14 protein-coding genes are annotated in these 13,361 nt (G+C 31.4%); 11 read left to right on the top strand and 3 right to left on the bottom strand.

What is annotated here, in order from left to right; genetic code table 11:
* Nucleotides 1–9: 9 nt before the first annotated feature.
* Together N534_RS0103755 and N534_RS0103760 are read left to right on the top strand one after the other, a co-directional pair.
* The gene (locus N534_RS0103755) at nucleotides 10–927 is read left to right on the top strand and encodes a geranylgeranylglycerol-phosphate geranylgeranyltransferase (protein ID WP_028891204.1); all 918 of its coding nucleotides are present in this window, start codon (nucleotides 10–12) and stop codon (nucleotides 925–927) included.
* Between the two features lie 47 nt (nucleotides 928–974).
* The gene (locus N534_RS0103760; RefSeq protein ID WP_028891205.1) at nucleotides 975–1,811 is read left to right on the top strand and encodes a pseudouridine synthase; all 837 of its coding nucleotides are present in this window, start codon (nucleotides 975–977) and stop codon (nucleotides 1,809–1,811) included.
* Nucleotides 1,812–1,845: 34 nt separating this feature from the next.
* Here N534_RS0103760 and N534_RS0103765 read toward each other — a convergent pair whose 3' ends face one another.
* From N534_RS0103765 to N534_RS0103775, 3 genes are read right to left on the bottom strand one after another with little or no spacing between them, the layout of a single operon-like run.
* Nucleotides 1,846–2,211 (bottom strand): heavy-metal-associated domain-containing protein, encoded by a 366-nt coding sequence (locus tag N534_RS0103765; RefSeq protein ID WP_028891206.1) that lies wholly within the window; start codon nucleotides 2,209–2,211, stop codon nucleotides 1,846–1,848.
* A gap of 21 nt (nucleotides 2,212–2,232) precedes the next feature.
* Nucleotides 2,233–4,470, bottom strand: a complete 2,238-nt coding sequence (locus N534_RS0103770; RefSeq protein WP_028891207.1) for a TonB-dependent receptor — start codon at nucleotides 4,468–4,470, stop codon at nucleotides 2,233–2,235.
* A gap of 58 nt (nucleotides 4,471–4,528) precedes the next feature.
* Nucleotides 4,529–4,939, bottom strand: a complete 411-nt coding sequence (locus N534_RS0103775; RefSeq protein ID WP_028891208.1) for a hypothetical protein — start codon at nucleotides 4,937–4,939, stop codon at nucleotides 4,529–4,531.
* Between the two features lie 109 nt (nucleotides 4,940–5,048).
* On the opposite strand from N534_RS0103775, the gene N534_RS0103780 reads away from it, so the two are divergent.
* The 9 genes from N534_RS0103780 to N534_RS0103820 all read left to right on the top strand — a co-directional run bounded on the left by N534_RS0103780 (nucleotide 5,049) and on the right by N534_RS0103820 (nucleotide 13,357).
* The gene (locus N534_RS0103780) at nucleotides 5,049–5,501 is read left to right on the top strand and encodes a GAF domain-containing protein (protein ID WP_028891209.1); all 453 of its coding nucleotides are present in this window, start codon (nucleotides 5,049–5,051) and stop codon (nucleotides 5,499–5,501) included.
* 87 nt (nucleotides 5,502–5,588) lie between these two features.
* Nucleotides 5,589–5,714: a hypothetical protein gene (locus N534_RS15540; RefSeq protein WP_255326689.1), complete on the top strand. Its 126-nt coding sequence runs from the start codon at nucleotides 5,589–5,591 to the stop codon at nucleotides 5,712–5,714.
* 145 nt (nucleotides 5,715–5,859) lie between these two features.
* A complete protein-coding gene (purH, locus tag N534_RS0103790; protein WP_028891210.1) occupies nucleotides 5,860–7,386 on the top strand; it encodes a bifunctional phosphoribosylaminoimidazolecarboxamide formyltransferase/IMP cyclohydrolase in 1,527 nt (508 codons plus the stop codon).
* Nucleotides 7,387–7,468: 82 nt separating this feature from the next.
* Entirely contained in the window at nucleotides 7,469–8,497 is a 1,029-nt protein-coding gene (locus N534_RS0103795) for a rod shape-determining protein (RefSeq protein ID WP_028891211.1), read from the top strand.
* 16 nt (nucleotides 8,498–8,513) lie between these two features.
* Nucleotides 8,514–9,341 (top strand): rod shape-determining protein MreC, encoded by an 828-nt coding sequence (mreC, locus tag N534_RS0103800; RefSeq protein ID WP_028891212.1) that lies wholly within the window; start codon nucleotides 8,514–8,516, stop codon nucleotides 9,339–9,341.
* Nucleotides 9,334–9,840 (top strand): rod shape-determining protein MreD, encoded by a 507-nt coding sequence (mreD, locus tag N534_RS0103805; protein WP_028891213.1) that lies wholly within the window; start codon nucleotides 9,334–9,336, stop codon nucleotides 9,838–9,840. The genes mreC and mreD overlap by 8 nt, the downstream gene beginning before the upstream one ends.
* The gene (gene mrdA, locus N534_RS0103810) at nucleotides 9,837–11,723 is read left to right on the top strand and encodes a penicillin-binding protein 2 (protein ID WP_028891214.1); all 1,887 of its coding nucleotides are present in this window, start codon (nucleotides 9,837–9,839) and stop codon (nucleotides 11,721–11,723) included. Before mreD ends, mrdA begins: the two co-directional genes overlap by 4 nt.
* Nucleotides 11,704–12,981 carry a rod shape-determining protein RodA gene (gene rodA / locus N534_RS0103815; RefSeq protein ID WP_028891215.1) on the top strand — a complete coding sequence of 426 codons (1,278 nt, stop codon included), beginning with the start codon at nucleotides 11,704–11,706 and terminating at the stop codon, nucleotides 12,979–12,981. The genes mrdA and rodA overlap by 20 nt, the downstream gene beginning before the upstream one ends.
* A 55-nt stretch (nucleotides 12,982–13,036) precedes the next feature.
* Nucleotides 13,037–13,357 carry a hypothetical protein gene (locus N534_RS0103820; RefSeq protein ID WP_156025543.1) on the top strand — a complete coding sequence of 107 codons (321 nt, stop codon included), beginning with the start codon at nucleotides 13,037–13,039 and terminating at the stop codon, nucleotides 13,355–13,357.
* Nucleotides 13,358–13,361: the final 4 nt, after the last annotated feature.

Raw genomic sequence — 13,361 nt, forward strand, 5'->3', positions numbered from 1 at the left:
AATGCTACTATGAGTACATTTAAAAACAACACCTTACTTTTAAAAATATTTAGCCTTTTATCTGTCATAAGAGGTTACAACATTTTAGTATTAATAGCAGCTCAATATTTAGCTGCTATTTTTATTTTTTCTGATACAAAATCAGTAAAACCCGTTGTTTTCGACTGGCACCTACTTTACCTGGTTATCGCTACTGTTTGCGTGGTTGCAGCAGGATATATCATTAATAATTTTTATGATAAAAATGCTGATAAAATTAATCGCCCTATAAAAACAGGGATTGACTCTTACGTAAAACAAGAAACAAAACTCAGACTTTATTTTTTACTGAATTTTATAGGTTTTGGTTTTGGCTGGCTAGTATCTTGGAGAGCTGCCTTCTTTTTTGCTGTGTATATTTTTGGCATCTGGTTCTACTCACATAAATTAAAGAAATATCCTCTAATTGGACTCATCACTGCAACCATTTTAACTATACTTCCTTTTTTTGTCATTTTTGTTCACTATAAAAATTTTTCTAAAGTAATTTTTGTACATGCCATTTTTCTCTTTTTGGTTATTATGACAAGAGAGTTAATTAAAGATTTAGAAAACATAAAAGGAGCAATTGCTAACAATTACAACACTTTCCCTGTAATTTATGGTGAACACAACACCAAAAAAACTATTATTTTATTAATGTTTCTCACATTAATACCTATCGGAATTATAAACACTTACCCTGCGATTGAGTACATGAAATATTACTTTTATTTAGCTGCAATTACCTTAATCTTTGTAGGGTTCTACACATGGAATTCTGTTCAAAAAAATCAATACCGATTAGCACACAACATTTTAAAAGTGTTATTATTAATTGGTGTGTTCAGTTTATTGTTTATTGATAAGTCTTTAATTTTAGATAAAGTAATCGAAGTTTTAGATTAAAAACCAAATAATTAGCGTAAATTTGCGCACTTTTTAAAAACTTAATAATGAATTCAAAAAACTCGTCGAGAGGACGACAAGCTGGACGCAACAGCAATCCTCAAGGAAAAAATCAATTCAAAAAAGATTTCAGAAAACCTAAAACCAACAAACCTGTTCAGAAAAAAGCAGAAGACACTGGTATTCGTTTAAACAAGTTTATCTCAAATTCTGGAATATGTTCTCGTAGAGAAGCTGACACCTACATTGAGCATGGAAGCGTTTCAGTAAACGGAAAATTGGTTACTGAAATGGGGTACAAAGTACAACCTACTGATGAAGTTCGTTTTGATGGAACGTTAATTTCTATGGAAAGAAAGCGTTACGTACTACTTAACAAACCTAAAAATTACATCACTACTATGGAAGACGATCGCGGTCGTAAAACAGTGATGGAAATTATTGCTAATGCTACCAAAGAACGTATCTATCCTGTAGGAAGATTAGACAGAAACACCACTGGTTTATTACTATTCACTAATGATGGTGAAATGGCCAAGAAATTAACGCATCCAAAACACAACGTGCGTAAATTATACCACGCTTCGTTAGACAAAAAATTAACTTTAGCTGATTTAGAAAAATTACGTGGCGATGTAGTTATTGAAGGACGAAAAGTATTTATTGACGCTGTTTCATATGTAGATGGAGAAAAGAAAACAGAAGTTGGTATTGAAATTCACTCAGGAAGAAACCGTATTGTTCGTAAGATTTTTGAACATTTCGGATACACAGTTATTAAGCTTGACAGAGTTGTTTTCGCTGGTTTAACCAAAAAGAATTTACCTCGTGGTAGATGGCGCGAACTTACACAACAAGAAATTAACAATTTACAAATGATGTAATAAAAAAATCCCGAGCCTTAACTCGGGATTTTTTTTATTTCTTAGGCTTTTTGTGATCTTCCTTCACTTGTTCATCACGATATTTACAACATTCATGTAAATTATCATACGCTTCTTTAGGTGCTTTAAAATCTTTCGTATCGTGACCTACACCCGCAATAGTTTTTTTAACTACTTCTGTATTCGTCTTACGTTCATCAATAATTAAACTTAATTCATGTGTATTAACATCCCATTTTGCATACTTTACACCTTTTGTTTTTAGTGCTGCTTTTTCAATACGTTGTTTACACATCATGCAAACGCCATCTACTTCAAAAGAAACTTTAGCATTTTTTTTCTGAGCAAATGCTGATGTACTTACTAGTAAAACTACTGCTAATAAAAATATATTTTTCATCTATTCTTTATTTTTTATTTATTAATTTATTTTAAATCGTAATCCTGCATAGAAGTTACTCCCAAAAACTGGCGCATATATAATTGTGGTATCAAAATTTGCACCAAATGGATTATCACTTCCTAATATAGGATTTTTTTGTTTGTAATTTGTGATGTTTTCAGCTCCAACATACACTTCAAACTTTTTTGAAAACACTTTTGTTATTTGGGTATTTAACAAGTTATAGCTATCCGAATACCTCGGTAACTGGTTATTTGTATTAGGTAAACGTTGTTCTCCAATCCAATTATAAGTTACATCAAACTTCCAGCTAGCATCACTTTCTTCGGTTTTAGTTTCGTAAGATACATTAGCAAAAAAGCGATGTTTTGCCTGCAAAGCTTTTGCTAAATTTCCTGATTTATAATCTGTAGAAACATCATAAAATTTATACGAAAATCGAGTATTAAAGTATGGAATAATGTTTTGATTCATCTCTACCTGAAAGCTATTGGCTATACTTTTTCCTTCTAAATTATAGAAAGAAATTTCTTGCGGGTTTTCCCAATCGACTACCACCTGATTTGAGAAGTTTGTTTGATAAAAATCAAATGTTACATCTCCTTTTTTTCCAAATAACTTATACCCCTGCAAAAAAGACACTCCGTAATTCCAAGCCACTTCTGGATCTAAACCATAAATATTTCCGTCTGCATTTTCAATAGTAATTGCTCTTGATGAAGCAAAAAGCTGTTGATTCTCTGCAAAAATATTAGCGCTTCGTTTTCCTCTCCCAACAGAAGCTCTTAACACACCTCTTCCCCAAGGAACATAACGCATGTGTAACCTAGGTGTTACAAAAGTTCCTAATAAATTATGATGATCTAATCGAAGTCCTGCAGTAACACTTAAATTATCGGCATTATCATAAGCGTATTCAAAAAATGCACCTACAGAGTTTTCTTTTCTATCAAAATTCGGATTCATTGCTGCACTAACAAATTCATCGTATTTATCATAGGTAAAGCTAGCCCCTGTTTTAAATTTATTACGAGTATCTCCAATAATAGAACTAAACATGAAGTTGCTATAAAAGCTTTCATGCTCAATATTATAGTCTCTCAATCCAAAATATGAATCTTGTTTATGACTGCTGTAAGCTGCTTGAATCCCCATATTTTGAAAAGGCATATCTGGAAAAACATATCCTATTTTTAACGATGTATCAAAACGCTTGGTTTTAATTTCACTTCCCCAGACAGTATTAGACCCTTTGTCTACTTCTGGATTGAAGTTAATCTCTCCTACTTGTTTTGAATCGTTTAAATACCTAAAATTGATAAAGCTTACCCAGCCTTTTTCTGTATCTGTATATTGCCAACGATTCATCACGTTAATTTGTTCTGCTAACGGATTATCTAAAAAATTGTCGTTGTTTTTATCAAACTTTTCTCCTCTATAATTTCCATGAACATACAAACCTGTTTGCCATTTCTCACTCACTTTTTGATTAAAATGGGTATTTAATTCTAACCTACCTCCTACTGCTCCATAAGCATTAAGGAAAAACTTATGATTGGTTGATGGTTTTACTAACTCGGTATTTATTTGACCTGAAATACTTTCAAAACCATTTACAACACTACCTGCTCCTTTGGTAATTTGAATACTTTCTACCCAAGTTCCAGGCGTAAATGTTAACCCGAATGCTTGTGCTGCTCCTCTAATTGAAGGTATATTTTCTTGAGTAATCAACAAATACGGACTTGTTAGCCCTAACATTTGAATTTGTTTTGTACCCGTTAATGCATCAGAAAAATTAACATCAATAGATGGGTTGGTTTCAAAGCTTTCGGACAGGTTACAGCAAGCTGCTTTTAACAATTCATCACTATTAATAGTCACCAAGTTCTGTGTTTGTAAATACGACCTTTGTGTTGAGCCTTTTTTGGCTGAAACAGCCACCTCATTTAACGTATTACTTTCTGTTAAATAGTGATTGATTGGTTTTGTACTGTTAACATTTATTGTATCTGTCTTATAACCAACAAAACTTATTATTAATTTTTTATACTCCTTTTTATACGGAATTTTAAACTCTCCTTTTTGGTCTGTTGTAGCTCCAACACTCGTATGTAACCAATATACATTGGCTCCAAAAATTCCTAAATTCTTTTTTGGATAATTTTTATCTTTAATAGTTCCTGTTAACGCCTGTTGAGCAAAAAACATGGATGGTATCAGTAAACATATACTGATTAAAAATTTATTTTTCATTTTTTATCTATCATACTCTATTTTAAAATTCTTATTTACTTGTAATAGAATTTTAAAATCATATGATAAAAACTTCGTGAAGTACCTGTATGTCGGAAAACAGTTCGGGTGGTATATACAACCTGTGTGGAACAAACTGTTTTTCTAAATTTAGAAATAATTGTTTGTTATAAATATATGAAGTAATTACTGTGGCAATCTTTGCAAAGATTACTTTTTCAACAGATGATTTTTGAATTTGAGTTTGTCCTTTTAAAAACTCTGTATCGTCTTTACAGCATGAAGGGTCTATTGTTTTACTCTCACAACTGTCTTTCTCTACATCATTACAGCTATCTACATTACCTACATAAGAAATTGCCACTAAAGAATCTCCACAAAAGTGTTTTTCTACATTAAAAGAAAATGTAGATAGTAACACAACAAGTGCTAAGAGTGTAGCTATTATTTTAGAAACGAATTTCTTCATCCATTACAAACATACAAAAAATTAAAAATTCCGTTTTTTATCACAATACATCCAATTATTTTTGTAAGCTTTAAATACTGTTTACGAACAAGATAAGAAACATAAAAAAATGAACATACAAGAACTAAAAAACAATATTGACACTATAGCTAACAACACCTCTTCTAAAGAAGAAAAACTTCAGCAAATCTGCGATTATTTAGCTTCAGAAATTGCTTACTATGATTGGGTAGGTTTTTATTTTAGAAACGGCAATAAAAAAGAGCTTAAGCTAGCACAATTTAACGGAGAGCCAACCGAACACACTATCATACCTTTCGGAAAAGGTATTTGTGGTCAAGTTGCTGTAAGTAATGAAAATTTTGTTGTACAAGATGTAAATCAACAAGACAATTATATTTCTTGTGGATGGAAAGTAAAATCAGAAATTGTAATTCCAATTTTTGTGAACGGAGAAAATATTGGTCAAATAGACATTGATTCTCACACCGTTAACCCTTTCACCTCAAATGACGAGGCTTTACTAGAGTATGTATGTGAAAGAGTAGCAAGTTTTATCTAATTTTTTTTAGATAATCATTTGATTATTAGGATTTTTTTTATTTTATTTGGTAAGTTTTATAATAAACCCCATTTAATCCCCTTAATTATGAGCAATAGAGAATATCCTTCTTATGCAGCATTAGGTAATGCTAATGCTCGTTCAGCATCACAACAATCTTTATTAGAAAAATTTACTACTTGGTTTCGTAACTTTTTAGAAACTGCAGAGTAATGTTTTCTTTTTTCATATTTGTTGTATGAAAGCGCCACCAGAATTGAATTAATTTTGGCGGCGTTTTTTACTTTTCAAAACTTAAAATTTTATTGTGTAAGCCCTAGCGTTTTACTAGCTTTGCAAGCTTAACAACACAACAATAATGAACAATACAAAAACTATTAAATCAGCATTAATTTCCGTTTTTCATAAAGACGGATTAGAGCCTGTCGTAAAAAAGCTTAACGAATTAGGGGTTACTATCTATTCTACTGGTGGTACAGAAAAATTTATCAACGACTTAGGTATTGAAGTTGTACCTGTAGAAGACGTTACTTCATACCCTTCAATTTTAGGAGGACGTGTTAAAACATTACATCCAAAAGTTTTTGGCGGAATTTTAAACAGACAAGACCACGATGGTGATGTTGCTGAAATGGAAGAGTATAATATTCCACAATTAGATTTAGTGATTGTAGATTTATATCCTTTTGAAAAAACAGTAGCTTCTGGTGCTTCTGAACAAGATATTATTGAAAAAATTGATATCGGAGGAATTTCACTAATCCGTGCAGCTGCTAAGAACTTTAAAGATACTGTTATTGTTTCTTCAATGGAACAATACGAAGAGTTCCTAAATATTATTTCTGAAAACAACGGAAACACTTCTTTAACCGACAGAAAAAAGTTTGCTGCAAAAGCATTTAATATTTCGTCTCACTACGATACAGCCATCTTTAACTATTTTAATGAAGATGAAGTTGTTTACAAAGCAAGTGAAACTACTTCTAAAGTGTTACGCTATGGAGAAAATCCACACCAAAAAGGATTTTTCTTTGGCGATTTAGATGCAATGTTTGACAAATTACACGGAAAAGAGTTAAGCTACAATAACTTATTAGATGTTGATGCTGCTGTAAACTTAATTGAAGAGTTTAAAGGTGAAGATCCTACATTTGCCATTTTAAAACACAATAATGCTTGTGGTTTTGCACAACGTAAAACAATTCATCAAGCTTATGTTGATGCTTTAGCTGGTGATCCTGTTTCTGCTTTTGGAGGTATTTTAATTGCAAATACAAAAATTGACAAAGCTACTGCTGAGGAGATTCACAATTTATTCTGTGAAGTTGTTATAGCTCCTGCATACGATGCTGATGCTTTAGAAATTTTAAAAGGTAAAAAGAACAGAGTAATCCTAGTTCAAAAAGAAATAGAATTACCAAAACAAACAGTTAGAACTGCTTTAAACGGGGTTTTAGTTCAAGATAAAGACTATATTACTGATAAATTAGAAGATTTATCATACCCTACTAACAATAAACCATCAGAAAGTGAGTTAGAGGATTTGTTATTTGCATCTAAGCTATGCAAAAACACAAAATCTAATACAATTATCTTAGTAAAAGATAAGCAATTATTAGCTGGTGGTACTGGTCAAACAAGTAGAGTTGATGCTTTAAGACAAGCGATTGAAAAAGCAACAAGCTTTAACTTCGATTTAAACGGAGCGGTTATGGCTAGTGATGCTTTTTTCCCTTTTCCTGACTGTGTAGAAATTGCAGATAAAGCAGGAATTAAAAGTGTAATTCAACCAGGTGGTTCTATTAAAGATCAATTAAGTATTGACTATTGTAATGATAACAATGTAGCAATGGTTTTTACTGGAACAAGACATTTTAAACATTAATTATATTCAATGTAAATTACCCACAGATTTTTATTAGATTTGTGAAAATACATTAAACTAAATATAAAATAACGAAATCTTTATGGGTTTTTTCGATTTCATGACAGAAGATATTGCAGTAGATTTAGGTACTGCCAATACACTTATAATTCACAATGGTAAAGTTGTTATCGACAACCCATCTATTGTTGCTCGTAACAGAATAACAGGTAAAATTATTGCCACAGGTCATGAAGCAAATAGAATGCAAGGAAAAACCCATGAAAATATCAAAACTATACGTCCTTTAAAAGACGGTGTCATAGCAGATTTCCAAGCTTCTGAAGAAATGATTAAGGAATTTGTAAAACAAATTCCTGCAATTAAAAAGAGGCTTTTTCCACCATCATTACGTATGGTAATTTGTATTCCTTCAGGGATTACTGAAGTAGAAAAACGAGCGGTAATTGATTCTGGTCGTCATATGAACGCTAAAGAAATTTATTTAATCTTTGAACCTATGGCTGCTGCTATTGGTGTTGGTGTTGACATAATGGAGCCTAAAGGAAATATGATTATTGACATAGGTGGTGGTACCACTGAAATTGCTGTTATAGCATTGGCTGGCATTGTATGTGATCAATCAGTAAAAGTAGCTGGTGACTTATTTACAAGCGATATTATGTACTACATGCGTACCCAACACAACTTATATGTTGGAGAAACTACCGCTGAAAAAATAAAACTACAAATAGGTTCTGCTACTGAAGATTTAGATAATCCACCTGAAGACATGATGGTACAAGGTCGTGATTTATTAAGTGGAAAACCTAAGCAAGTACAAGTTTCGTATCGTGAAATTGCTAAAGCTTTAGACAAGTCTATTCTACGTATTGAGGATGCTGTGATGGAAACATTATCTAAAACTCCTCCTGAATTAGCTGCCGATATTTATAATACTGGTATTTATCTTGCTGGTGGAGGATCTATGCTTAGAGGTTTAGATAAACGTTTGTCTAGAAAAACAGATTTACCTGTATACGTTGCTGAAGATCCGTTACGTGCGGTTGTTCGTGGTACTGGTATTGCGTTAAAAAACATAGAGAAATACAAAACAGTATTAATCAAATAAAATTGAATGACTATTTATGCAACAGCTTATTTATTTCTTTCAGAAGTATAAGTTCTTCTTATTTTTTCTATTTCTAGAAATTATAGCTGTTGCATTAATCATTAACAACCACTCTTTTCATAAAAGTAAATTTATCAGTTCTACTAATTTTATTACTGGTGGTTTATATCAAAAATCTTCTAACTTATCCGAATATTTCAGTTTAAAAGAAAAAAATTTAGTTTTAGTTGAAGAAAATTTATCCTTAAAAAATAAATTAGAAAGACTGAACAGCTACTTTGACAGTATTTCAAGCCATCAGGTTATAGATACAATTAAACTGAACCCTGATTACACTTATACCTCAGGGAAAATAATCAAAAACTCCTATAGCAAAACTGATAATTTTATAACAATCAATAGAGGGAAAAACGATGATATTTCAAAAGAAATGGCTGTAATAAACAGTAAGGGTATCATTGGAATCACTGATAATGTATCTAATAATTTTGCTAGAGTACAGTCTATTTTAAACTCTAAAAGTAACATTAACGCTAAGTTTAAAAACAACCATCACTACGGAACATTAATTTGGAATGGTGAAAATTATAATATTGTTCAATTAACAGACATTCCTCGTCAAGCAGTATTCAAAGTAGGTGACACAATTATTACAGGAGGTAGATCTACTATTTTTCCCGAAGGAATTCCTATTGGTACTATCATAAAAGTTCCTGAAGAATTATCTGCTGTTAACAGTATTGATATTAAACTTTTTAATGACATGTCTAACTTAGGGTATATTTATGTCGTAACGAATCTTCACAAAGAAGAAATCAAAAATTTAGAAAACAATAATGAATAGAACTATTTACTTAATACTTTTATTTGTTTTTCTCTTGTTACTACAAGTACTTGTTCTTAATAATATTTTATTTTTAGGATATGTAAATCCTTACATATACATTGTATTTATCTTTCTATACCCTATTAAAGAGAATCGTTTTTCTATTCTAATTACTGCTTTTTTTTTAGGACTCTCGATAGATGCATTTTCTAACTCCGGAGGTATACACACTTTTGCTACCTTGTTTATAGCTTACATTAGACTATTTTTTTTCAAGGTTATCTTTAAAAAAACTACTACAGACTATCAACTTTTTAACTTAAGACACGAATCTTTTGATAAAGTGTTTAACTACACTGCTATTTTAACACTTATTCATCATTTTATCTTGTTTAGTTTAACTAACTTTAGCTTTTACAATTTTACTAACGTACTTATAAATACACTATTTTCTAGTATTTTCACGTTACTCTTGTATTTTTTAGGAAGTTTTATATTTAGGAAAAAGCTAACATGAAACGAAGTTTTTTACTCATATTTTTAATTACCCTTATCGGAGTTATTTATATCTCAAGATTGTTTCACTTACAAATAATGAAAGGAAGTGAAAATAGTCTTACTCACAGCGCTACTATCAAGGTTGAGTATGATTACCCTGAACGAGGTTATATATACGACAGAAACGGAAAGTTACTCGTAGCAAATCAATTATCTTATGATGTAATGATTGTTCCGAAAGAAGTAGAACCTCTTGACACATTAGAATTTTGTAGTCTTTTAAAAATAGACAAAGAAGATTTTAAAAAACGATTTACTAAAGCTGAAAATTATGCTCGTTGGTTACCATCTGTATTTTTAAAACAATTAGCCAAAGAGGATTACGCCTACCTTCAAGAAAAACTACCTAAATACAAAGGTTTTTATATTCAAAAACGTATTATTAGAAACTACCCCGTTAAATCCGCTGCAAATGTATTAGGATATATTAGTGAGGTAAGTGAATACAAAGCTAAACAAAGCGACTATTACGAACAAGGAGAATTAATTGGTGCCTGGGGTGTAGAAAAACAATACGAAAAAGAATTAAGAGGAGTAAAAGGAAAAAGATACTATAAGAGAAATAACTTAAATGAAATTACTGGTTCTTTTAAAGATGGAATCTATGACACTTTAGCAGTTCCTGGAAAAGATTTAATATTAACCATTGATAGCGAATTACAACAATACGGAGAACTATTAATGTCTGGTAAAAGAGGAGGAATTGTAGCTCTTGAACCTCAAACAGGTGAAATTTTAGCACTAGTAACTGCCCCTTCTTATGATCCTAATTTATTAGTCGGACGAAATCGCTCTCCAAACTCAGTAAAACTTTTTAATGACACAATTGACATGCCTACTTTCGACAGAGGTTTACAAGCATCATACGCACCAGGTTCTCCTTTTAAAATACTTACAGGTTTAATTGGCTTACAAGAAGGTGTTATTGATGAAAACTCAGGTTTCTTCTGTAATCATGGTTATCGTTATGGTAGAAGACCAAATGAATTTATGGGATGTCATTGTAGAATTGTTGGTCGTCCTGTTCGTTTAAAAACAGCTATTGCTAAATCGTGTAACACATATTTTGCTAATACTTACAGAAAAATTGTAGACAAATACGAAAATGCAACCATTGGCACAAACGCTTGGAGTGAACATGCTAAAAGTTTTGGGTTAGGAAATTATTTAGGATACGACTTGCCTTCTGGTCAAAAAGGACGAATTCCTGATGGGAGCTTTTACGATAGAAGTTATGATTTTAGATGGGGAGCAACAACCACTATTTCAAATTCTATTGGTCAAGGTGAAGTAGAAACCACACCTATTCAGTTGGCAAATATGACAGCTGCTATTGCTAATAAAGGTTATTTTTACACCCCACATATTGTTAAGAAAATTGAAGACAAACCTAATCTTGATTCTATATATGTAACTCGTAGAAATACAACAGTTTCTCCTAAACATTTTCCTATTGCAATTGAGGCGATGTATGAAACATTTACCAGAGGTACAGCTAGGTATAGTCAAGTTAAGGGAATAGACATTTGTGGGAAAACAGGTACCGTTGAAAACTTTATTAGAGTTAACCGAAAAAAAGTCCAGTTAGTTGATCATTCAATCTTCGTTGCTTTTGCCCCTAAAGATAACCCAAAAATAGCCATTGCTATTTTTGTTGAAAATGGAGGCTACGGATCTACAATCGCAGCACCTATCACAAGCCTTTTAATTGAAAAATATTTAAACGGTGAAGTTACAAGAAAACATGTAGAAGATAGGATGATTAATTTAAGTCTTCAGGAACGATACGACAACCAATTACTAATTCAAAACACAGATACAATTGCGACAAGAACGAAATAATATTTTTGCAGGAATTGACTGGCTACTTGTTTTATTATATATCATCTTAGTTGGTTTTGGATGGATGAACATTTATGCTTCCTCTTCAACAGAAGAATCTAGAGAAATATTTGACTTCTCAACAAAATATGGAAAGCAACTTATTTTTATAGGATTAAGTATACCTGTAATTATTTTTATCCTATTCTTTAATTCAAAGTTTTACGAACAATTTGCAAGTGTTTTATATATAATTTCGCTAGTGCTACTGGCTGGCGTTTTAGTTTTTGGAAAAAAAATTAATGGCGCAACTTCTTGGTATAACTTTGGAGGAATTGGATTACAACCCTCTGAATTTGCAAAAGCTTTCACTGCATTGGCCTTAGCTAAATTGATGAGTGATCGGCAATACAACCTTAAACTATTAAAAAATCAAGCAAAAACTTTTATTGTCATCTTTTTGCCCGCTTTTTTTATTGCTCTTCAACCTGACATGGGTTCTGTATTAATTTACTTTGCTTTCTTTTTTGTATTAAACAGAGAGGGGCTTACATTAAGTTATATCTTATTTGGAGCAACAACTATTATTCTATTCATATTAACCATTTCTTTTGGTTCTAAATGGGTTCTTAGCTCTTGTTTATTTATTATAACACTTGCCACACTATATGGTATTTATAAAGACAAACGTTTTTTCCGCTTTAATGCATTAAAAATATTTAGCTCATATGTTTTTACTACTTTGTTTATTTTAGGTATAAGCTACACTTATAACAATGTTCTTGAGCAACATCAAAAAGATAGATTTGACATTTTGTTAGGAAAAGTTGAAGATAATAAAGGAATCGGATACAACTCATTTCAATCAGAAAAAACTATTAGTTCTGGTGGCCTCTCTGGAAAAGGATTTTTACAAGGAGATAGAACACAAGGAAACTTTGTTCCAGAACAACATACGGATTATATATATAGTACCGTAGGTGAAGAATGGGGCTTCATTGGAAGTACTTTAGTTATTATTTTATTTATGATACTTCTATATAGGATTATATACCTTTCTGAAATTCAAACTAACAAATTTGCAAGGATATATGGCTACAGTGTAGCCTCTATCTTCTTTTTTCATGTTGCTGTAAATATAGGCATGGTAATAGGTTTATTTCCTACTGTAGGAATCCCTCTACCCTTTTTTAGTTATGGTGGTTCATCCTTATGGGGATTCACACTACTCTTATTTATCTTTATTCGTTTAGATGCTCATAAGAAGTATGATTGGTAACACCTTAAAAATATTTGCTTTTATTTTTCTCTTTATCTCATGTAACAAAAAAGAGATGAAAATTTATGGAAAAGTAGTTGATATTAACTCCAAGAAAATCATTAATAATGCAACTATATACAGTAGAGCCTGGGTTTATAACATTAAACTAGATGAATCTTACCCATTAATAGACTCTATCAAAGTGACAAATAATGGTAGCTACACAATTTACATAAAGGAAGCTGAATCTGTTGATTTAGTAGCTGTAGCCGACGGTTACCTTAATCAAATTAAACATATAGATGCTTACGCAGCAAAAAAGAAAATAAACTTCAATTTAATAAAACAACAAAAAACGCCCCGATTAAATCGAGGCGTTTTAACTATTAACTAACCTT

Origin of the sequence: Tenacibaculum sp. 47A_GOM-205m (assembly GCF_000518405.1) — a bacterium.
GTDB lineage: Bacteria > Bacteroidota > Bacteroidia > Flavobacteriales > Flavobacteriaceae > Polaribacter > Polaribacter lutimaris.